This window comes from Commensalibacter intestini A911 (genome assembly GCF_000231445.1).
In the GTDB taxonomy this organism is placed as follows: domain Bacteria; phylum Pseudomonadota; class Alphaproteobacteria; order Acetobacterales; family Acetobacteraceae; genus Commensalibacter; species Commensalibacter intestini.
Genome location: NZ_AGFR01000003.1, coordinates 627,399 through 650,658, shown reverse-complemented (window position 1 = coordinate 650,658; position 23,260 = coordinate 627,399). Strand labels below are relative to the sequence as shown.

18 protein-coding genes are annotated in these 23,260 nt (G+C 36.1%); 6 read left to right on the top strand and 12 right to left on the bottom strand.

Features of this window, described 5'->3' with window-relative positions; translation table 11 throughout:
• Nucleotides 1–24: 24 nt before the first annotated feature.
• The 6 genes from CIN_RS03330 to CIN_RS03305 all read right to left on the bottom strand — a co-directional run bounded on the left by CIN_RS03330 (nt 25) and on the right by CIN_RS03305 (nt 6,742).
• A complete protein-coding gene (locus CIN_RS03330; RefSeq protein WP_008853647.1) occupies nt 25–1,260 on the bottom strand; it encodes an aminotransferase class V-fold PLP-dependent enzyme in 1,236 nt (411 codons plus the stop codon).
• Nucleotides 1,260–2,540 carry a Fe-S cluster assembly protein SufD gene (gene sufD, locus CIN_RS03325; RefSeq protein ID WP_008853646.1) on the bottom strand — a complete coding sequence of 427 codons (1,281 nt, stop codon included), beginning with the start codon at nt 2,538–2,540 and terminating at the stop codon, nt 1,260–1,262. The genes CIN_RS03330 and sufD overlap by 1 nt, the downstream gene beginning before the upstream one ends.
• A complete protein-coding gene (gene sufC, locus CIN_RS03320; RefSeq protein ID WP_040363913.1) occupies nt 2,533–3,315 on the bottom strand; it encodes a Fe-S cluster assembly ATPase SufC in 783 nt (260 codons plus the stop codon). The genes sufD and sufC overlap by 8 nt, the downstream gene beginning before the upstream one ends.
• Before the next feature lie 9 nt (nt 3,316–3,324).
• Complete coding sequence (sufB, locus tag CIN_RS03315; RefSeq protein WP_008853644.1) at nt 3,325–4,818, bottom strand: Fe-S cluster assembly protein SufB; 1,494 nt, start codon at nt 4,816–4,818, stop codon at nt 3,325–3,327.
• Between the two features lie 38 nt (nt 4,819–4,856).
• A complete protein-coding gene (locus tag CIN_RS03310; protein ID WP_040363736.1) occupies nt 4,857–5,282 on the bottom strand; it encodes an SUF system Fe-S cluster assembly regulator in 426 nt (141 codons plus the stop codon).
• Nucleotides 5,283–5,431: 149 nt separating this feature from the next.
• Nucleotides 5,432–6,742: a DUF445 domain-containing protein gene (locus CIN_RS03305; RefSeq protein ID WP_008853642.1), complete on the bottom strand. Its 1,311-nt coding sequence runs from the start codon at nt 6,740–6,742 to the stop codon at nt 5,432–5,434.
• A 106-nt stretch (nt 6,743–6,848) separates the two neighbouring features.
• Here CIN_RS03305 and CIN_RS03300 point away from each other — a divergent pair, with 106 nt between their 5' ends.
• Together CIN_RS03300 and CIN_RS03295 are read left to right on the top strand one after the other, a co-directional pair.
• Complete coding sequence (locus CIN_RS03300) at nt 6,849–9,671, top strand: phosphoenolpyruvate carboxylase (protein ID WP_040363912.1); 2,823 nt, start codon at nt 6,849–6,851, stop codon at nt 9,669–9,671.
• 80 nt (nt 9,672–9,751) lie between these two features.
• A complete protein-coding gene (locus tag CIN_RS03295) occupies nt 9,752–10,018 on the top strand; it encodes a GlsB/YeaQ/YmgE family stress response membrane protein (RefSeq protein ID WP_008853640.1) in 267 nt (88 codons plus the stop codon).
• Between the two features lie 234 nt (nt 10,019–10,252).
• Here CIN_RS03295 and fusA read toward each other — a convergent pair whose 3' ends face one another.
• The 3 genes from fusA to CIN_RS03280 form a co-directional block, all read right to left on the bottom strand.
• The gene (fusA, locus tag CIN_RS03290; protein WP_040363735.1) at nt 10,253–12,340 is read right to left on the bottom strand and encodes an elongation factor G; all 2,088 of its coding nucleotides are present in this window, start codon (nt 12,338–12,340) and stop codon (nt 10,253–10,255) included.
• A 142-nt stretch (nt 12,341–12,482) separates the two neighbouring features.
• Nucleotides 12,483–12,785 carry a 50S ribosomal protein L28 gene (rpmB, locus tag CIN_RS03285; RefSeq protein ID WP_040363734.1) on the bottom strand — a complete coding sequence of 101 codons (303 nt, stop codon included), beginning with the start codon at nt 12,783–12,785 and terminating at the stop codon, nt 12,483–12,485.
• 149 nt (nt 12,786–12,934) lie between these two features.
• Nucleotides 12,935–14,761 carry an ABCB family ABC transporter ATP-binding protein/permease gene (locus tag CIN_RS03280; protein ID WP_008853637.1) on the bottom strand — a complete coding sequence of 609 codons (1,827 nt, stop codon included), beginning with the start codon at nt 14,759–14,761 and terminating at the stop codon, nt 12,935–12,937.
• 125 nt (nt 14,762–14,886) lie between these two features.
• On the opposite strand from CIN_RS03280, the gene CIN_RS03275 reads away from it, so the two are divergent.
• Together CIN_RS03275 and CIN_RS03270 are read left to right on the top strand one after the other, a co-directional pair.
• The gene (locus tag CIN_RS03275; protein ID WP_008853636.1) at nt 14,887–15,735 is read left to right on the top strand and encodes an NUDIX hydrolase; all 849 of its coding nucleotides are present in this window, start codon (nt 14,887–14,889) and stop codon (nt 15,733–15,735) included.
• Nucleotides 15,736–15,838: 103 nt separating this feature from the next.
• Nucleotides 15,839–16,567 (top strand): tetratricopeptide repeat protein, encoded by a 729-nt coding sequence (locus CIN_RS03270; protein WP_008853635.1) that lies wholly within the window; start codon nt 15,839–15,841, stop codon nt 16,565–16,567.
• A gap of 196 nt (nt 16,568–16,763) precedes the next feature.
• On the opposite strand, the gene purU is transcribed toward CIN_RS03270, so the two are convergent.
• Entirely contained in the window at nt 16,764–17,636 is an 873-nt protein-coding gene (gene purU / locus CIN_RS03265) for a formyltetrahydrofolate deformylase (protein WP_008853634.1), read from the bottom strand.
• A gap of 132 nt (nt 17,637–17,768) precedes the next feature.
• Here purU and CIN_RS03260 point away from each other — a divergent pair, with 132 nt between their 5' ends.
• Nucleotides 17,769–19,031, top strand: a complete 1,263-nt coding sequence (locus CIN_RS03260) for a HEPN domain-containing protein (protein WP_139016922.1) — start codon at nt 17,769–17,771, stop codon at nt 19,029–19,031.
• Between the two features lie 66 nt (nt 19,032–19,097).
• Here the strand turns inward: CIN_RS03260 and glf are convergent, their stop codons facing one another.
• Together glf and CIN_RS03250 are read right to left on the bottom strand one after the other, a co-directional pair.
• Nucleotides 19,098–20,252 (bottom strand): UDP-galactopyranose mutase, encoded by a 1,155-nt coding sequence (glf, locus tag CIN_RS03255; protein WP_008853632.1) that lies wholly within the window; start codon nt 20,250–20,252, stop codon nt 19,098–19,100.
• Nucleotides 20,253–20,358: 106 nt separating this feature from the next.
• Nucleotides 20,359–21,000, bottom strand: coding sequence for a hypothetical protein (locus tag CIN_RS03250; protein ID WP_008853631.1), 642 nt, complete (start codon nt 20,998–21,000; stop codon nt 20,359–20,361).
• Between the two features lie 140 nt (nt 21,001–21,140).
• On the opposite strand from CIN_RS03250, the gene CIN_RS03245 reads away from it, so the two are divergent.
• The gene (locus CIN_RS03245) at nt 21,141–23,255 is read left to right on the top strand and encodes a S9 family peptidase (protein ID WP_008853630.1); all 2,115 of its coding nucleotides are present in this window, start codon (nt 21,141–21,143) and stop codon (nt 23,253–23,255) included.
• Nucleotides 23,256–23,260: the final 5 nt, after the last annotated feature.

Sequence of the window (23,260 nt, the reverse complement as noted above, 5' to 3'; positions counted from 1 at the left end):
AACTAGACGATTATCAAATAAATATTATTTAACAAATAATTGTTGAATCAGTTTCAATGCATCAACAAAAAGATCAATCTCTTTGAATGTTGTATATATTCCAAAACTTGCTCTGGCCACACTGGTTTGATGTAAGCGATGTAACAAAGGTTCTGCACAATGAGAACCTGCACGCACAGCAATACCATTCTGATCTAACAAAGTTGCAATATCATGTGCATGTGCTTTTTCCATCGTAAAGGCAATAACACCACCGCGTTTTTCAGGGCTTCCTATAATTGATAAACCATCAATTGCTTCCATTTTAGAAAGCGCATATTCAACAAGCTGTTCATCATGATGAATAATATTCTCATATCCAACAGATAAAACATAATCAATTGCAGCACCAAGGCCAACCACTTCTAAAATAGGTTGAGTGCCTGCCTCAAATCGAACTGGAGGCAAAGCCCATGTTGACTTCTCAAAAGAAACTTTATCAATCATATCGCCACCGCCCATAAAAGGAGGCATCGTTTCTAAAATCTCTTTTTTACCCCATAAAATCCCAATTCCTGTAGGGCCATAGAGCTTATGTCCAGTGAACGCATAAAAATCAACATCTAAATCTTGCACATTGACTTGTTGATGCACAATCCCTTGACTACCATCAATTAAGATTTTGGCTCCATTTTGATGAGCCATCTCCGTAATTAATTTAATCGGATTAATCGTTCCCAGCACATTTGACATATGCGTAATCGCAACCAAAGCAATATCATTTTCTGAAAGAATTTGCTCTAATGCAATTAAATCTAAATCCCCTTGATCTGTAATCGGCGCAACATATAAATGGATCCCCATACGGTCACGCAGCATTTGCCAAGGCACCAAATTCGCATGATGCTCCATCTCACTAATTACAACCCCTTGTCCTTTTTGTAATAAAGAACCAAAAGAGTATGCAACAAGATTAATAGCCTCAGTGCTATTCTTCGTAAATACAACTTCATCAGCAGAAGAAGCACCCATAAAATCAGCTACTTTTTGACGTACAGCTTCATATTGATCTGTCATCGCTTCGCTCATCGTATAAACACCACGATGCACATTCGCATATTGCGTATAAACAGATTTTTGCATTGCTTCAATAACCTGTATTGGCTTTTGAGCAGACGCACCGCTATCTAAGAAAACAAAAGGCTTTCCATTAATTTTTTGTTGTAAAATTGGAAAATCTTTTCTGATTTCCTCAACATCAAAAAGAGCTGATTTTTGCATTATGTAATATCCTCTACAACTTCAACGCCTAATTGTTCTTTTAATAATTGTTTTGCAATTGGATCATCAATATCTTCCACGGCTTGCGCAACAAAAGCATTAATCAAAATATCTCTTGCTTGGTCATAAGGAATCCCTCTGGCCATTAAGAAGAATAACTGATCTTCATCCAAAGCCCCTACCGTCGCACCATGAGAACATTTCACATCATCAGCATAAATCTCTAGTTCTGGTTTAGTATTAATTTCTGCTTGATCGGAAAGTAATAATGCTTGATTTTGTTGCTGTGCGTTGGTTTTCTGAGCCTTTTGATGAACAAAAACTTTTCCTTGGAAAACGCCGTGACTTTGATCAGATAAAATATTCTTAACATTTTGATCTGACTGACAATGAGGTACTAAATGAGAAAAGACCGTTGTAATATCAGCATGCTGTCTATCACCAAGCTTTTGCACAGCTTGAAAAGACGCATTGCTCCATTCTCCATTCATGTCGATATAAACTTCTTGTCTGGAAAATTTAGAGCCTTTGGAAATTAAAAACTGACGATATTTCGCATGATCTGCTAGCGAAACATATAAATTCGCACAATTATAACTCTCTAAAGAAGAGTTCAACAATTTATTATATTCAAAATCTGCACCAGACCCTACGGTGACCTCACATACAGGATTGGTAAAATACTCACCACTCCCAGCATTGATTTCAATCACAGATAACTGTGCTTGCTCTTGAATCTCAATATTCAATCGATAATGAAAAGATGCTAATCCAGCATCTTGCCCATAACCCAAGTGAACAAATAACACAGTACCCGCATGCTGCGCTTTAGATACTGTTAACTGAAGCGTTTGTTGACCCATTGCATAATTCAAAGCAGTCATGAAATCTCTTTGAGGTTGCCCTAAAGACCCATGCACATCTTCTTTGATTGCAATTTGACACCCTGAATATTCCAATAACGTAGAATACTCTTTCATAATTTGACCATTCGCCATGATTAAACGCGGAAGTTCAGACAAAGCTGGTGAAGAAAAAACATTTTTTTCTAACCATTCTTGAACTTGCTGCGTCTTCACAGGATTAGACTGTACGAATTCATGCTGGTTAAACCATCTTAAATCCGTATATTTCCAAATTTCAGTACGGCGTGTAGGAAGCTCTGATCCAGAAAGAAACGCAATTGCTTTTCCTTGTTCAGAGTGATTATCTTTTCCCTTTACCTGAGATAAAAGAGAAGCCAACCCTGTGACGCTATTCCCCTCTGAATTCTTATGCATCAGCTTCTCCAACCAGACGGCCATAACCTTCTGCTTCTAACTGACGAGATAACTCTGGGCCACCGGTATGAATAATACGACCTTTAGCTAACACGTGAATAAAGTCAGGTTGAATATGATCTAATAATCTTTGGTGATGAGTAATAATCAAAGACGAAAACTCAGGAGAGCGTAAAGATTTTACCCCTTCGGCAACAATACGTAATGCATCAATATCGAGACCGCTATCTGTTTCATCTAAAATTGCAAAAGATGGTTCTAACAAAGTCATTTGTAAAACTTCATTACGTTTCTTTTCCCCACCAGAGAACCCAACATTCACATTCCGTTTTAACATATCGGTTGAAAAAGAAAGTTTCTTTGCAAGCTCACGAACCAATTTGAGGAATTTAACAGGATCTAATTCTTCTTGCCCACGCACTTTACGAACAGAGTTAACCGCTGTTCTTAAGAAATTAGCATTATTCACACCAGGAAGTTCAACAGGTGCTTGGAAAGCAAGAAATAAGCCCGCAGCAGCACGCTCATCAGGAGACATTGCCAATAAATCTTGCCCTTTAAAGGTCACAGACCCTTCTGTCACTTCATAACTTGGATGTCCAGATAACACATAAGATAAAGTTGATTTTCCAGAACCATTTGGCCCCATAATGACATGCGTTTCGCCAGCTGGAATAGATAAATTAACGCCTTTTAAAATCTCTTTACGACTATCTTCTGCACTCTCGTCAATAACAGAAGCATGCAAATTTTTAATTTCTAAAATCATATTCATCTTTTCCATTTATCCCACACTTCCTTCAAGGCTAATTTGCAAAAGCTGTTGTGCTTCTACTGCAAATTCCATCGGAAGTTCTTTTAAAACATCTTTACAAAAACCGTTAACAATCAACCCAATTGCCTCTTCTTTTGAAAGGCCACGTTGTTGACAATAAAAAAGTTGCTCTTCTGAAATTTTTGAAGTCGTCGCTTCATGCTCAATTTTAACAGAGCTATTTTGACTTTCAATATATGGCACCGTATGCGCCCCACATTGATCGCCAATCAACAAACTATCGCACTCCGTAAAATTCCGAGCATCTTTTGCTCTTGGTAACATTCTTACCAAACCACGATAGGTGCTATCAGATTTTCCTGCACTAATTGTCTTTGCCAAAATCGTTGAACGTGTATTGCGTCCAATATGAATCATTTTTGTGCCTGTATCTGCTTTTTGATGACCATTAGTAACAGCAACAGAGTAAAACTCACCAATAGATCCCTCACCTTGCAAAATACAAGATGGATATTTCCATGTAATCGCAGATCCTGTTTCAACTTGTGTCCATGAAACTCGAGCGCGCGCACCACGACAAGCAGCCCGTTTTGTCACAAAATTGTAAATACCGCCTTTACCATCTTTATCGCCAGGATACCAATTCTGCACTGTCGAATATTTAATAAAGGCATCTTCCATCGCCACCAACTCAACCACAGCAGCATGAAGTTGATTTTCATCACGTTGAGGCGCAGTACAACCTTCTAAATAAGAAACAGTCGATTTATCATCCGCAATAATCAGCGTCCGTTCAAACTGACCTGTATTTTTTGCATTAATACGGAAATAAGTAGATAATTCCATCGGGCAACGCACCCCTTTAGGAATATAAACAAATGAGCCATCCGTAAAAACCGCAGAATTCAAAGCAGAATAAAAATTATCCCCTTGAGGGACAACGCTACCTAAATATTTTTTCACTAACTCTGGATAGTCTCTAATCGCCTCTGAAATTGGGCAAAAAATAACCCCAGCTTTAGATAATGTTTCTTTAAAAGTCGTTGCCACAGACACACTATCAAACACAGCATCAATCGCAACAGGAGGATGATTATCAGCCATTTCTTCTGCACCCTCAACGCCTGCCAAAATAGCACGCTCTTTTAAAGGTATACCAAGCTTTTCATAAGTTCTTAGAAGCTCTGGATCAACCTCATCTAAAGATTTAGGACCTTTTTTCTTTTTAGGAGCCGCATAATAATGCAAATCTTGAAAATCAATTTCTGGATGCCCGACTTTTGCCCATTGTGGTGGGGTCATGGTTAACCATAATTGATAAGCCTTTAAACGCCATTCCAACATCCACTCAGGCTCTTCTTTACGCGCAGAAATCAAACGAATAATATCTTCGTTTAATCCTTTGGGAGCCATATCCATTTCAATTTGAGTTTCAAAGCCCCATTTATAAGCATTAGGCTCTAACTGTTTTAACAGGGCTTCGTCCTGAGTTGGTTTAGTCATTTTATCACTCTATTTCTTGATATTTTATATTTTTATAATTAAGGCTGTACAGATAATTGAGAGGTAGCTTTTTCATGTTTTAAGTCTGCAATTGTAATTTTTTCAAAAACACTTCTGACTTGTAAACTAATCCCCTCCCATTTTCCGTATAACTCACACTCTTCTAAAATTACTCTACAATTTTCACGATCACAATTAACCAAGTTGATAGGCCCTTCAATTGCAACAACAACCGTAGCCAACGTGATTTGATCCAAATCTGATACTAATGTATACCCACTTCCTGCACCTCTGCATGACTTTACCAAAGACGCACGTGCAAGCATTTTCAATACTTTAGCTACAGTTGGTTCTGGAACCCCAGTCTCTACAGCCAGTATCGAAGAAGACGTCGCCTTTTCATGTTTTGAAAGATGAATTAAGAGAATAGTCGCATAATCTGTTAGTTTAGATATCTTTAGCATAGATCATGTTTCATTTTTAAATAAACTGTTAACCAGTTTAATGTTAAACCTTTTTCATATATAGGACTACTTTAGTCCATTTAAAAGTCTTTTAAAAGATTTATTTAAAAATGCAAACAAAAACTTGTAACTTATGGAACAATTATGAACTATGTGACATGACCAAAACATAAATATATGAATAAATATAAAATAACACCAACCAAGAAACCTACAACAGATCCATTAATCCTTATATACTGCAGATCTTTACCCACTCTGGTTTCCAATCGAGAAACTAACGCATGGCTATCCCATCCAGCAACAACAGTTTCTGTAAAGCGCACTAACCATTCTTGAGTATGCGGTAAAGAACGTAAAACAGCACTTTGAATACCCAACATTACTTTTTCACGAACAACAGGATCTTCACGTAATTGAGTGGATAAATATGACAATGTATCATGGATTAAATTTTTCATCCAACCATCATCATTTTCAAGATCCTCCTCGACTAAAGCTCTTAACTTTTTCCAGATATCTTCACGCCACTCTTGAACACTTTCATGATCGACAAAAATCTTTAACGCTTCTGAAATTTTTTCGCTACGTTCTGGATTGGTTTCAAATTTATCAATTTCATTTTTAATCCAATCCGCAACCCCATGACGTAAATCTAAATTTTGAGGATCAATACGATCCATCTCTTTGCTGATACTGGTTAAAACTTTCGATGCAACAGATCCTCCGATCATCCACCCCAAAAAACGTCCACCCTGTTCTCTGACACGGTCTTGAATAATATCTTTTAGGCCCTGTTCTTTTTCTTTTAAATTCTTTTTCACAACCTCTAATAAAAAAGAAACAATTTCTTGGTGATGTTCATTTTCAACCATTGTGCGCAAAGCACGAACCATCAAAGGAGATAAAGATTCTCCACTTAATAAACGTGAGAAAATACGACTGATAAATTGGCTAGCTCTTCCATCTTCAAAACGATCCAACATATTCGGAACAGAATTTAATATAATCTTATTACAAGTCTCGACATTCTCTGGGTTCGATAAATAATTTGCTAGAATACCAGGAAAGTCGATCTTATTTAAAGTCTCGTTGATTTCCTCTTTGGTAAAAACATAACGCGCAATAAAATGCCCTAACCCTTTTCCCAAACGTTTTTGCTGCATCGGAAGAATCGCTGTATGCGGAATAGGAATTCCCATTGGATGACGAAATAGCGCTGTAACCGCAAACCAATCTGCAAATCCACCGATAAATCCTGCTTGGGCACCCGTGCGAAAAACAGTTAATAAAAAGCTATCTTTGATTATTCCATAATATGGCAATAAATATCCCAAGAAAGTAAATACACCCATTAACATCAATAACCCTGTTGCCATTCGACGATATCGAACAAAGGATTTCCAGGCTATACGATCTGCTTCAGGTATTTTTTCCAAGTTTTTTTCTATTTCTTTCATTTTTTAATCTAAAAATAAAATTTTTATCTTTTAATTTCATCCATAATATTCAATCATAATAATATACATATAAAAGCGACTTTATCATAATATGGATTATTTACGTATGAATAACAATTCGGCATCAACTTCCGACACTCTGGATCAGCTGGTTGCATTAACCAATCAACTTATGTCAAAACATAATCACGAACCAATTGAAAATCCTGTCCTCACCTTATCACAAAAAATTAAACAACGCTTAAAATCTGGGCAGCTCTCTTTTGACTCTTTAAAAGAAATTATCCAAAAATTAAGAGATTCTGCATTTTTATCTCATGCTATTCATTTGCAAAAATATGTAAATAACCCTGATAAGACCATTATTCACGAACGTATTGAAAGCATTATTCAACAAGTTGTTCAACAAGCAACCTCTCAACATCCAGCCAATACAAAAGAAAGTTTTGAATGTTTTAAAGGATTAGTTGAACAGAGCCTCTTTGCAGCTGTTTTTACTGCACATCCTACTTTCTCCATTGCGAATGCAGTTTATACTGCACTGGCAGATATTGCCAGTCATCCAATTACCGATGATACCAAAGTTCCGTTTTTCACAACACACCGCAGAGCAACTCCTCCAACCTTAAAAGAGGAATTAAATCTAGCTATTCACGCAATTGAGCGTGCTCGTAATGCTTTAGATATGTTTAACCAATATATTTTTACAGCTGCGCAAGAACATTGGCCAGATTATTGGACAACATTAACCCCTTGCCCAATTTTACTCAGCAGCTGGGTTGGATATGATACAGATGGTCGTACCGATATTGGTTGGTGGGACAGCTTACGTATTCGTTTGGAGATGAAATCCTTACAACTACAACGTTTACATAATCAAATTGCTCCGATCCCTACTGGGATTGACGAGCTTAAAAACCGAGTGTCTTTGGCATTAAATACGGTTAATAACCAATTAGAACAATGTCCAACCAGCGCAGATCCAGACCAATTCTCTGATTTTGCTAGAATCCTAATCGAAAACCGTCATGACGCGTTGCTTTCAACAGATGATTTACTTCCTTTCTTCGATCAAGCTGTTGCTCAAGTTGATGAACACCACAAAGTTGATCTTTTAATTGCTCGTGCTGGCTTTATCAGTCATGGGATGAGTTTGTCTCATACACATGTCCGACTGAACTCTGTCCAAGTCCACAATATGGCACGTCAACGTTTGGGCATTACCAGTAATCCTGATAATCGCTCTCATACCAGAACATTATTCAATACGATTAATACAGCTCTAGGAAATGTAAAATCTATTCCTGTTGATTTCGGTTCTTTACTCACAGAAAAAGCATCTGCTAGCACACTCATGATGCTACTCACGCAAATCATTAAACATGTAGATAATAAAACCCCTATCCGTTTTTTAATTGCAGAAACAGAGAATGGTTATACATTACTTGTTGCACTTTGGCTGGCACGTTTGTTTGGTATTGAAAAGCAAATTGAAATTTCACCTTTGTTTGAAACCGATGAAGCATTACAGCATGGTGCGAATATCATCGAACAAGCATTAAGATCTCCACATTGGAGAGAATATCTACGCAACACAGGAAAATTATGCTTACAATTTGGATATTCTGATTCTGGTCGTTTCATTGGACAAATTGCTGCCACTTATCAAATTGAGAAACTACGTCAAAAAATTGCAACCTTATTGCACAAGTACGACTTAAAAGATGTCAAAGTAATCCTATTTGATACTCATGGAGAAAGTATGGGGCGTGGTGGGCATCCATTTAGTATGGAAGACCGTCTTAAATATTTATCTCCTAAGAAAACTGAACTTACGTTCCAAAAGAAAGGAATTTCAACACGTCAAGAAACTGCTTTTCAAGGTGGAGATGGATACTTACTTTTTGGTTCCCAAGCATTAGCCAATGCAACCATCAGTATTATTGCAAAACATATTTATAATTTTGATACTGAAGAGCATGATCCTATTTATGACGAGAATGATTTCAGTGCAGATTTCTTCTCGACCATCAGTTCTGAAATGAAAGAACTCGTCAAAGATAAAGGATATGGAACCCTTCTAAGCGTTTTTGGTCCTGCCTTGATTGATCGTACTGGATCTCGGCCAGCTGTCAGACAAAGTGATGCATCATCAACGGTTACGAATATCAAACATCCAAGACAATTAAGAGCGATTCCAAACAACGCAATTTTACAACAACTCGGATGGTGTGCAAATACATTACAAGGGCTAGGGACTGCTGCCTCTGCTAATCCCGAAACTTTCCAAGATATGTTCAAAAATAGCTCTCGCTTCAAACTATCTCTTGATTTCGCAAGACATGCATTGAAACACTCTAACTCTACCGTTTTAAGAGCCATTATCTATATGCTCGATCCTGGAGTGTGGTTAGATAGAGCTAATTCAGAAGAAGATCCAAATACAAAAGAATCCTATATCTTTTTAGCAAAGGGTTTACGCAGGATGGATTTATGGGCAAGCACTCAAGCCATGTTCCATCGTGTACAAGCTGATCATATTAACCTCTTATCAATATGGGATAATGCCCCAAGCATGGATGCAAAAGAAATCTTATTACATGCTATTCGCTTGACCGTTATTGAAGAAATCTGGATGCTTTCTACACAAATTCCTTATTTCTCTCCTTATCATGATTTTAGCAGAGAAGCTCTGGAAACAAAAATTCTATCCCTAGAAATACCAACTGCGCTTAATCTACTATTACACGTCTTCCCTCAAGCTGGAGAACATGTGTCTGATTTATATTTCTATGAACCCAAAGCTCCCCGTAATGAAGGTGCTTATGCTATGGATGATCGTCAGATCTTTAAACCTATTCAAAAGAATTTTGATCTCATCCGTGAAATTAGTGTTGCCTTAATCCATCGATTACATGCTTTTGGTTAATTTTATTAAACACTTGTTGTTTTTGTCCAGACTTGTTTACATCTAATAGTATACATATTGTATAATAAAAGGAGAATAAAATGCTGACATTTATCTGGGCAATTATTATTGGCTTTATCATCGGGGCGATTGCGAAGCTACTTATGCCAGGAAAACAACCTGGTGGATTTATAGTAACAATTATTCTCGGAATAGCCGGATCAAGCTTTGCCACATGGTTAGGACAAGCCTTAAATATTTACCATAGCGGAGAAAAAGCTGGCTTTATCTTCTCTGTTGTTGGAGCTTTAATCATTCTATATCTTTATAAAAAAGCTGTAGAGACCATGTATAATAGTAATCAATAATTTCTATTAACTCTCCCATTTAAAAAGGCTGCTCTTTATAACAATAAGAGCAGCTTTTTTTAATGCCATGCAAAGCTTACACAATAATTATAGATGCATATAATAAATTTATTAAAAAACTCATATATCAAAAGGGATACAAATTTTAGCACTGTCATAATAAATTTTTAATAATCATAAAAAAAGCGAATACCAAAACGGCATTCGCTTTTTGCTTACATTATGGCTTTAAGCTTATGCAGATTGACTGATGATATCATCAGCAACATTGCGAGGCACAGGATCATAATGATGGAATTGCATTGTGAAAGATGCACGACCTTTGGTCATAGAACGTAGGTCTGAAATATATCCAAACATTTCTTTCAAAGGAACATAAGCACGAACCATAACGGTACTACCTGATGTTTCTTGATTTTGAATCATTCCACGACGACGGTTAAGATCCCCAACAACGTCACCAACGTGATCGTTTGGTGTTGTGATTTCAACGTCCATAATTGGTTCAAGAATAACTGGACCAGCTTTTTTCATACCTTCACGGAAACATGCTTTACCAGCAATTTCGAACGCTAATGCAGAAGAGTCAACATCATGGTATTTACCATCAAGTAAGGTAAATTTAAAGTCAACTGTTGGGAAGCCTGCTAGAACACCAGAAGATGCTTGGTTTCTAATCCCTTTATCAACAGCAGGGATATATTCTCTTGGAACAGCACCACCAACGATTTTATTTTCAAACACAATACCTTCATTACGTTCGGTAGGTTCGAAAGTAATTTTAACTTCAGCGAACTGACCAGCACCACCAGATTGTTTCTTATGAGTATAAGTTTCTGTATGAGACTGAGTAATTGTTTCACGATATGCAACTTGAGGTGCACCGATATTTGCATCTACACCATATTCACGACGTAAACGATCAATAATAATATCAAGATGTAATTCACCCATACCAGAAAGGATGGTTTGTCCTGTTTCTTGGTCTGTTTTCAATTGCAAAGAAGGATCTTCAGCAGCCAATTTTTGTAGAGCAAGTGTCATTTTTTCCACTGCTTCTTTGGTTTTTGGCTCAACAGAAATATCGATAACAGGTACTGGGAATTGCATACGTTCCAAGATCACTGGATCGGTAGGATCTGCCAAAGTATCGCCTGTTTTTGTATCTTTCAAACCAACGAATGCAGCAATATCACCAGCATGAACTTCTTTAAGTTCAATACGTTTATCAGCATGCATTTGGAAAATACGCCCAATACGTTCTTTATGCCCATGAGTTGTATTCAACACAGTGTCACCAGAACGTAAAACACCACGATATACACGAACAAAGGTTAATGAACCATATTTGTCATTGATAATTTTAAATGCAAGACCAGCAAATTTTCCGTCTGGATCGACTGGAATAATTGGCAATGTATTTTCGTCAACTTCTTCATCTTCAGGAGGAGCGATACGAATACCTTCAACGTCATCAGGAGCTGGCAAGTAATCAACAATCGCATCTAACAAAGGTTGAACGCCTTTGTTTTTAAAAGAAGATCCGCAAACTACTGGACGGAATTCACCAGAAATTGTACCTTTTTTAATACATTTCTTTAGAACTTCGATAGATACATCACCTTTTTCGAAGAATTCTTCCATGGCAGCATCATCAACAGCCAAAACTGTATCCAACAGATTTTGACGCCATTCAGCAGCTTTTTCTTTTAATTCTTCAGGGATTTCAACGACGTTATATTTCGCGCCGAGTTCATCACCTTCCCAAATTAATGCTTTCATTTCTACAAGGTCAACAATACCTTTAAGATTTTCTTCTGCACCGATTGGGAATTGCAATGGAATTGCAATAATATCTAATTTTTCTTTTAATGTGCTGAACGCATAATCAAAATTAGCACCTGTACGATCTAATTTATTGATATAAATAACACGTGGAACATTATAACGATCTGCTAGACGCCAGTTTGTTTCTGATTGAGGTTGCACACCAGCAACGCCTTCAATAACGAACACAGCACCATCAAGAACACGCAAAGAACGGTTCACTTCGATGTTAAAATCGATGTGGCCTGGGGTGTCAATGATGTTAATACGATGACCATTCCATTCACAAGTAACTGCAGCAGAGGTAATGGTAATTCCTCTTTCACGTTCTTGATCCATATAGTCGGTTGTAGTGTTTCCATCGTGAACCTCACCGATCTTATGAGAAACACCAGTATAATATAGAATACGTTCTGTTGTTGTTGTTTTACCAGCATCAATATGTGCGGTAATACCTATATTACGGATTTTTGAAAGTTCAGACTGGGCGGACAAAGGAAAAACCTCCACAAACGACGAATGACACGATAGTTAAAAAGAATGATATAGGCTCGTATCAAATCGATAAAAAACAAGAATACCCTCTAAATAAATGATTATTTAAGAGGGATTTTATGTACCAGCTATTAGCAGAAAATTAAGCTGTAGCAGCTAATTTCTTTTCTTTAGCTTGAAGAATACGGCGTTTAATCACCATTGCTTCTACTGTAAGTTTACGATTCGGTGTTGTTAACAAGAAGTTATCCAACCCACCATTATGTTCAATGGTACGTAACCCATGGTTCGTTACACGTAAACGAATAGAGTGTCCTAGAATATCGGACAACAAAGAATAATCTTGCAAGTTAGGCAAGAAACGACGGCGATTTTTATTGTTGGCGTGACTGACATTATTTCCTGTCAACACACCTTTGCCTGTAATTTGGCAACGGCGAGACATGCTTTTATCCTCAGATAATAAAGCCGACACACGAATGCTCGGCAAGAATAACAAAAACTTAATACGTTCTAAATGACTAAAATTACAACAATAGTCAAGGGTTTTAAGTGTTTTTACATCAAAATCGATAAAAATTCTATAAAATAAAATTATTCATCAGACTGTTTTGCTTGAATAGCCCACATACTGGCATAAAAACCATTTTTTGCAAGCAAGAATTCATGTGTCCCTTGTTCTTGTATTTTCCCGTCAATCATCACCAAGATTAAATCAGAGTGAACAATCGTTGATAAACGATGCGCAATTGTGACTACGGTTCTTCCTTTGGCGACACTATCCAATGCCTGCTGGATTTCTTGTTCTGTGCGACTATCTAATGCGCTGGTTGCCTCATCGAGAATCAAGATCCGTGGATTCTTCAAAATCGCCCGAGCAATTGCAATCCGTTGCTTCTCACCACCAGAAAGCTTTAACCCACGTTCACCTACATAGGTTTGATACCCTCCAGGCAAGCTTTGAATAAAATCATGAATTTGAGCTAGTTTAGCCGCCTGCTCTATTTCTTCTTTGCTACACCCTAAACGACCATAAGCAATATTATATTCAATGGTATCGTTAAACAAAACCGTGTCTTGAGGCACCACCCCAATCGCAGCCCGTAAATTCGATTGAATATATTCACGAATATCTTGCCCATCAATCATCACACGGCCTGAATTAACATCGTAAAAACGAAATAACAAACGACTAATCGTTGATTTTCCAGCACCTGTTGGTCCAACAATCGCAACTTGATTCCCTGGCTCAGCAATAAAGCTCACACCATGTAAGATCTCTCTCTCAACATCATATCCAAAATGCACATTTTGAAATTCAATCTTTGCAGGCCCTGCTTCAGAAAGACTAGCGGGTAAATGTTGAGCATTCTCTTGATTATCGACTTCAGGATCTTGAGATAACAAAGAAAACATATTTTCTAAATCAACAATAGATTTTCTTAGATTAGAATAGATACTACCGAGGAAATTTAAAGGCTGATATAATTGCATTAAATAGGTATTGATCAGCACGAACTTCCCTACAGAAAAACGCCCCATCACAATATCATGTGCAGCCAGTAACATAACACATGTCAAAGCCACCGCAATAATAAAAGACTGCCCAAAGTTCAATCCATTTAATGTCATTTGAGTCGTAATGGATGCTTTTTCATAACGAGCCAGAGATTCATCATAACGTTTAATTTCATGGGCTTCATTCCCAAAATATTTAACGGTTTCATAATTAAGCAAACTATCCAGCGCACGGTTATTTGCTTCATTATTAATTTCATTCATTTGACGACGGATTTGAATACGCCAAGACGTAAATAAAATCGTAAACAAGAAATAAGAAATAATCGCCACACAAACCAACGTTGTATATCGCCAATCATATAAATTAGCAATAACAATCAACACCATTAATGCTTCGATTAATGTTGGAACAATACTAAAAACACCGACCCTCAGGATTGTTTCCACACCTTCACTACCACGTTCGATTGCACGGGTAATCGCACCAGTATGACGATTTAAATGAAACTTTAGAGAAAGATTATGCATATGCTCAAAGCATCGCAATGTAATTGTACGCATCACTCGAAAACGTAAAGGTGCAAAAACAGTGTCTTTTAACTCTGAACAAAGGCTTGATAGAATACGAATAATACCGTAGCCTAAAATCAACCATAAAGGGATATAAATTAAGTCTTGTCCATTTGTTTTGGATAAAACATCAACAACTTTACTATATAAATAAGGAATGCCTAGAGCAGAGACTTTAGCAACAATCATCAATAAGGTTGCACAAATCAGCTGAAACCGCATCATTGGTTGATGCTTAGGCCAAAGGTAAGACAAAAGCTCAAATAAAGTTGACCATCCTGAACGGCTACTATCTTTGGCAGAGAAATGAAATTTTGAGTATTTTGACATAATCAATTTTTAAAAGGTTATAAAAATTCTATACTAGAAGAATAAAAAAATTAAATATAGACAATTACGTCATTCTATAAAAATATTTTACACTATTGCCCTCAAAGCAATTACAAAGGCTACTTATGCAACCTGTTGAATTTAAAAAACTATTAGAATATATAGAACATTGTAATACCGCACATCTTCATAAAGATTTTTTACCTTTTCGTGCTTGCGATCAAATTATTGGATGGGTTAGACCTGACTTTATGAACATCTTATATAATTATGGTGTCTTTAAAGCCGAAGATCAGATAGATACATTACCTACAGATATGACTCTAGAAGCTCTTGGCGAAAAGCTCATTCAAGATAAACTTATTCAAACCATGAATGAGCTCTTTGATGTTTACCCCTCACCTTACGCAAAACCAATTGGGCAAATTGATCGAGCCGTTTTACCACCTTTAGGAATTATTGGGACTGGCGTACATCTCAATGGATTAGTCAAAGACGGCGACGATACCTATTTATGGGTTGGCACACGCTCTCCTCACAAACGTCTGGATCCAGGAAAATTAGATCATATTGTTGCTGGTGGTATTCCTGCTGGATATACACATCAAACCGCACTAGCCAAAGAGGCTGAAGAGGAAGCTAACCTTCCATCTGAATTAATTTCTAAGGCAGAATATAGCAGTATGGTGACTTATAGTATGATACGCCCCGAAGGTTTACGTCGTGACGTTTTATATTGCTATGATTTATGGCTACCAAAAGATTTTAAACCTAGCCCTAATGATGGCGAAGTTGTTAGCTTTGAGCTCATGAATATTAAAGATGTTTATCGACGTGTTTGTGATACAAATGACTTTAAGTTTAATATTAATCTTGTTCTCATTGACCTATTTTTACGTCTAGGCATTATTTCCTCAAAATCAGCTAATGCACAAACGTTAAAAGTTGGTTTAAGAGGCAAACTATTTCCTTAAATCAATGTATTTCACAATAAAAAAATATATTTTACTATTCAGTATTTTCTTTATTTTTTGTAATCAAAAAACATTTGCCGATGATACAAAAGATAAGAATTACATGAAATCAGTAATAGAAAAGGCACATCGAGGAGATATTGCGAGTCAAAATTTTATTGCGATTTCATATCTAACAGGCCAAGGTGCTCCTAAAGATTATAAAAAAGCACTATATTGGTATACCAAAGCTGCGGATCAAGGTGACGATACCTCTCAATTTCAACTTGGAGAAATGTATTATAACGGCCAAGGTGTTCCTAAAGATTATAAAAAAGCAGCAGAATGGTATAACAAGGCTGCGGATCAGCGTAATGTGGACGCTCAATTTCAACTTGGAGAAATGTATTTCAAAGGCCAAGGCGTTCCTCAAAATTATGATATAGCCGGAGATTTTTATACGCAAGCTGCTGATCAAGGAGATGTAACATCTGAATATAAATTGGGAGAAATGTATCTTATCGGTCAAGGTTCTTCTCAAGATTACCCTTCGGCACTAGTATATTTTACTAAAGCTGGCAAGCAAGGTCATAAAATTGCTCAATATAAAGCAGGAGAAATGTATTATAACGGCCAAGGTATGTCTAAAAATTATTCCAAAGCATTGAAATGGTTTGCTAAATCTTCCCATCAAAAATATGCACCTGCTCAAGTCATGATTGGTAAAATGTATCAAGCAGGGCAAGGCGTTCGCAAAAATAAATTCAGAGCAAATCTTTACTTTAAACAAGCTTGCCTCAATAAAAATCAAGAAGGCTGTGATTTATATAAATCAACAAGCGCGTCACACTAAGCTATTTTGTTTTTTCTTCATTTTCCTGAGCTCGCCTGTGAAAGTTTTACTGTATCTTGGTCAAAATACAAATTCTAAACTATATCAAAAGTAAAATTCTTTTCTTTTTCGCAGAACAAGGTGAACTACATCTTTGATATTTATTATTTTTTTTAATGATTAAGCAATAATGCTTAATCATTAAAAAGAAACAATTTTAATCTGCAAAAATAACAGTTTTACTGCCATTTAAAATAACACGATCTTCAACGTGATAACGAACCGCTTTTGCTAACACTCTACGTTCAATATCGCGTCCTTTACGCACCAAATCTTCTGGCACATCACGATGACTGACCCGTTCAACATCTTGTTCGATAATTGGACCTTCATCAAGATCTTCGGTTACATAATGCGCCGTTGCGCCAATTAATTTGACGCCACGAGCAAAGGCTTGATGATAAGCTTTTGCACCCTTAAAGCCTGGCAAGAAAGAATGGTGGATATTAATACATTGGCCTGGTAGTTTTTTAATCATATCCGCAGATAAAATTTGCATATATCGTGCAAGCACAACCAACTCTGTTCGAGTTTCTTTAATCAGATCCCATAATTGCTGTTCTTGTTCTTTTTTCGTCTCTTTGGAAATTGGCAAGTAATAGAAAGGAATATCCTTCATATCAATATGCGCATAATCTTCTTTGGGATAATTCGCAACAATCGCTACGGGTTCAATAGGAAGCTCCCCTATCCGCCAACGATAAAGCAAGTCCACCAAGCAATGATCCATTTTAGAAACCATCAACATCACGCGTCTGCGTTTTGATCGATTATGCAAAGACCATGTCATTTTAAACTGAGCTGCCAATGCTTCTAGACGTGTATGCAACCATTCATATAATTCGCTTTGATCTTGTAAAGCAAAAACCACTCGCATAAAAAAACGCCCAGAAGGGTCATCATGCTGTTGAGATTCTAAAATATTTGCTTTTGCTTCGAATAACCCCGTCGAAATCGCTGCCACAATCCCAGGCTGATCAGGACAAGAAAGGGTTAATACATATTCAATAATACCGTCAGTTTTTGTCATTTGTTTATAACTTGCTTTTTTAATTTTTATTGATCGGCAATTATACACAATATTTTTGTATTTTGGGTAAAATTATAATTTTCTTGTTAAGAAACTGTTATGATTATCAAAAATATATTGTCGGAGAGTGAAATGCAGCTTTATGAATTACTGAATGAATTGTTAGAGTTAATAAATATCCATCACAATAATAAAGATATTCTAAATTCCCACAACAAAGTTATTGTAGATAAAAACGGCCAAATAACAAATATTATTTTTACAATCAATAATGATCAACAATTTGGACAATATATTGATGAAGCACTCACTCTACTTCAAAAGAAAACATACCTATCAAAAGAAACAAAAACTGATTTTATTTTAAGAGAATTAATTCTTTCAAAAACTGAGAATAATAATTATACGATTGATAATACAAAACATTTAGTTCAACAACTCATTGAGTTGGAAATAGAAACAACACAAGTTGTTACAAATATTATAGGTATTGCATTAGCAGATAATCAAGAACCTATACAATTAGGCTGTTTTGAAATAGGCTATAACCGCGATATAAAAAACAAAACTAGTCAAATAAAATCTATCCCAAAAGACTTTTTCCAAAATGAAAATCTTTTATATTTTAAGGCAAACATTTTTCATCTAGATCTACAAGATCATAAAGGAAGTCAAGAAAAAATATTATTGTATTCCTTAGACTTTATCCGCCTTCTTCTTTTTATAAGTGGTGATTTTAACTTCCAATATAAGGTTCAAATAAATAGCGCATCTTATCATGAATTTGGCAATCTCATCATTACTGACTTGCAAACATATTATTATTTTACCTTAGACTGGCAATCTCTTGGAATGTCCGGAGCAAAGGAAACAACATATAAACTACATATAAATGATATGGTTTCCTCAGACTATTATGCATCATTTCACAAACTATGGGAGCTATATGAAAAGAAAAGTCAAAATTCGACTTTAATAACAGATATTGAAAAAAGAGTTGTAAGTGCCAGTCTTGCCATTGGAGAGTCTATACGAAGTGAAGAAAAAAGGAATGCTCTTATTTATACCTGCATTGCATTAGAAGCTTTATTTTCTTACGATGAAGGACAATTATTTCAAAAAAGCATTGGTGAAAAAATTTCTAATTGTCTAGCTTTTATCGTTGGCACAAACAAAGAAGGTAGAAAAGGAATTATCAAACATACTAAAGAAATATATAGCGCAAGATCTGCGTTAGTTCATGGCAGCCAACCTTCGAAATCGATTGATTTATATTGGATAAATGACTTTATACGAACTGCGATTAGTGAGCTTTTAAACAATAAGAAGTATAAAGATATAAGAACAATCAAACAATTATACGATCTAATAACAGACACCCAACTTTCTTACTAATATAAACACTATCTAAATGAAAAAGGGATATCCCTCACAGAATATCCCCTTCTACCTTTGTAATCTCTATTTCATTGCCACCGTAAAGGCTGGCATTTTCTTACTATCACGAGCATTCTCTAAAAATACTCTCGCTGTCTTTAATGCCTCTGCAATCGTGACATCCATATCTAAATAACGATAAGTTCCTAAACGACCCACAAACGTTACATTCTTTTCTTGTTCAGCTAAATCAACATATTCTTCTAATTGAGTCATTTCACCAACCAAGCGAATTGGATAGTATGGAAGATCTTTTTCTGTGCATAAACGACTAAATTCTTTATACATCACAGACCCCTCATGACTTTCCCAAGGAGCAAAATATTTATGCTCGGTAATACGCGTATAAGGAACTGACTCTTCACCATAATTCATCACTGCGGTGCCTTGATAATCCCCTTGGTAAGTGAATTTTTCAAAGTCTAATGTACGATAAGCCAAGCGTCCATGCTGATAATCAAAATATGCATCTAATGGCCCACTATAGAAAATATGACGATATTTTTCTAAATCTGCTTTATCGAATTTCGTATTTAAAGATACTTTAATATTTTTATGATCCATAATGCTGTCAACAATAACGGTATAACCATCTTTAGGCATACCTTGGAATTTGTGACTGAAATAATTATCATCATAATTAAAGCGAACAGGCAGACGTTTTAAAATAGACGCTGGCAATTCAGAAGGATGAAGCCCCCATTGCTTTAACGTGTAGCCTTTAAAGAATGCTTCATAGAGTTCTTTTCCTACGAATTTAAGTGCTTGCTCTTCAAAAGATTGAGGTTCAGCAATGGAACTATCACCTTTTGTTTTGATAAAAGCTTTTGCTTCATCAGGAGAAAAAGTCTTATGGAAAAACTGATTAATCGTATGTAAATTAATCGGTAAAGAAAATACTTGCCCATTAACCGTTGTTTTGACTCGGTTCACATAAGGCATCATTTCTGCATGTTGATTTAAGAAATCCCATACTTCTTCATTATCTGTATGGAAAATATGAGGACCATAAGTATGCACCATTACCCCAGTTTCTTTGTCACGCTCAGAGTAACAATTCCCAGCGGTATGTGAACGTTCATCAATAATATGAACCTCAAAACCATCTTCCGCCAATAAACGTCCAATCACAGCACCAGAAAAGCCAGCACCTACGATAAGGATTTTCTTATTTCCCATGTTTTTTCTTCATTTTTTAAATTAAATAATTGTTTTTATTGTTTATAACAAGAATTAACTTTTTAGTATATCCAGTATCTATAAAGTGAATGCGATCAATCCTTACTTATTGTTGCCTCACCTCTTTATGTGTTTTAGGATTAAATAAAACAACCTGATTTAAATTCGTAAGACTCAGTGCACATTGATTTTCTAGCACTTTACTTCCTGCGGCACGCAGATAAAATGTTGTACAACCTGCATGTAATTGATCATTTTGAGGCGTTATCTCATAATACTCAATACCCATCGAATCTCCAAAGTCATTAATATCTCCTGTATAATTCATGCCTTTCAATTGCATCTTATCCAAATAAAAATTGATATCTAGACTTTCATGGGGGAATATTTGAAAAAGAGGAACAAATCTTAAATCATAATAATCACTGTATACAACCTCAAAAATACCCTCGCGCACTATTTTACCATTTTTGGTAAACACACCCCGTGTGGTTAACACGTCTTGCTCTAATTTTGTTTGCCCCTTTACAATTTCATTAACCTTTAAAGAGTCTTTCATTGTATATGGAAAGAAATAAGCTTTATCCCATTTAAATGATGTAATTTCATGCAAACGCACAATACATTTTTCTTGGTTTTTACATTTTGCTTTAATTGAAGAGTATAATTGATCTTGTAAAGATACAGGACTAAAAAACCACCAGCATGCAATACAGCCTATCAAAACAAAGATAATTTTCTTAACCACTTAAATTATACCCTTTAATAATCGTTTTATTTCCATTTAATAGTTATCTTAGTATAAATAACATCAACATTTTTTGATAAACGATATTTATTCTTTATTCGTTTTTATTATATATTCAATACATTAAGGATAAAAATTCTATGAAACCTCTTTCACCTCCAATTGCGTCAAAACAAATCACACATATTGAACAGCTTGGTTATCAACGCACAGATGCATATGCTTGGATCAAAGACGAACACTGGCAAGAAGTATTACAGAATCCTAAATCTTTAAGAAAAGATATTGAAACCTATTTAATTGCCGAGAATGCTTATACAGAAAGTTATCTTGAACCTACCAAAGCGTTACAAGAAGATCTATTTCAATCCATGAAAAATCGTCTTGTCGATAAAGATAGCAGCCCAGAGCTTGAAGACGGCGATTGGATTTACCTTTCTCGATATGAAAGCAGAAACGAGTATAAAACCTATTATCGCAAGTCTATTCAAGATCCTACAGAACAAACTATTCTTGATCCGAATACAGAAGCAAAAAAATCTAACTATTATAAAGTTGGCTATATCGAACATAGCCCTACCCATCAATATCTTGCCTATGCAGAAGATACACAAGGTTCTGAAATATGGGACATTCGTATCAAAGACTTACATACAGGGAACCTTTTACCGCAAACTATTCCAAATTGTGCAGGACAATTTACGTTCTCTCCTTGTAGCCATTATTTATTTTGGATCTATCGAGACAATCACGGACGCCCTACACAAATATTCAGACACGAGCTTTCTTCTGGCACAGATACGCTTATCTACGAAGAAAAAGATCCTGGCTTTTTCCTCTCTATCGAACGAAGCTTATCGAACAAGTGGATTTTTATTACTGCCAATGATCATGATACCAATGAAACCTGGCTTCTTTCATATGAAGATCCCACAGCCTCACCTATCTGTGTCATGAAACGTCAAGTCGGTATTCAATATGAGTTAACCGACTGGCAGGGTCATTTTATGATTAAAACCAACCTTAATCATGCCGATAATTTTAAACTCATGCGGATGGCATTACCTGATCCTCAACAATTATCCGATGTTTCTTTATCCTCTGAAAATTGGCAAGAATGGATTCAACATGATCCACAAACTTACATAATGGAAGTTATTGCTTATCAATACTATTTGATTCGTCTAGAACGTCATAACGTAAATACACGTCTGATTATTACTGATAAAAACGGCAAAGACACTTTATTAACGGGCGAAGAAGAAGCTTTTGTTTTATCTTTAGACGAAACCCTTACCGATCAATCAGAGTGGTTGAGATATAGCTATCAGTCTCCGACCACCCCTCGTCATTGGTATCATTATAATATGATTACGGGAGAAAGAAAAACACTGAAAGTTCAAGAAATTCCTTCGGGTCACGATCCTGAAAAATATCAAACAAAACGCTTATTGGCGACGGCAAAAGATGGCGAGCAAATTCCAATTACCATTACCTATCATAAAGATACCATTTTAGATGGAAAAACACCTATTCTCCTTTATGGGTATGGTTCTTATGGATATGCTATTGACCCGACATTCTCTAATAGCGCATTAAATTATCTAGACCAAGGCTGGATCTATGCGATTGCTCATGTCAGAGGTGGTTCCGAAAAAGGATGGAATTGGTTTTTACAAGGACGCAAATTTAACAAAATAAATAGTTTTACTGACTTTATTTGTTGTGCAGATCATCTCATTGAACAAAATTATACAAAAGCAGGTCTTATTGTTGCTGATGGTCGCTCTGCTGGTGGTATGGTCATGGGATATATTGCCAATGAACGTCCTGACCTGTTTGCAGCCATCATCGCAGTTGTTCCTTTTGTCGATGTTCTGAACACCATGTCTGATACTTCCTTACCTCTAACACCACCCGAATGGCCAGAATGGGGAAATCCAATCGAAGATAAAGAAGCTTATCAATATATTGCAAGTTATTCACCTTATGATAACATCAAGAAACAAGAATATCCTGCTGTCCTCGCAATTGGAGGACTAACTGATCCCAGAGTCACTTATTGGGAACCTGCCAAATGGATTGCAAAGTTAAGAGAATATAATCTTTCCAATGCACCATTATTACTAAAAATCAACATGGATACAGGACATGGTGGAACCGCTGGGCGATATGATTCATTAAAAGAAGCTGCTTTTATCCAAGCATTTGCTTTATTTATTATTCGTACAAAATACTCAACATCAATATTTTAAAGGTA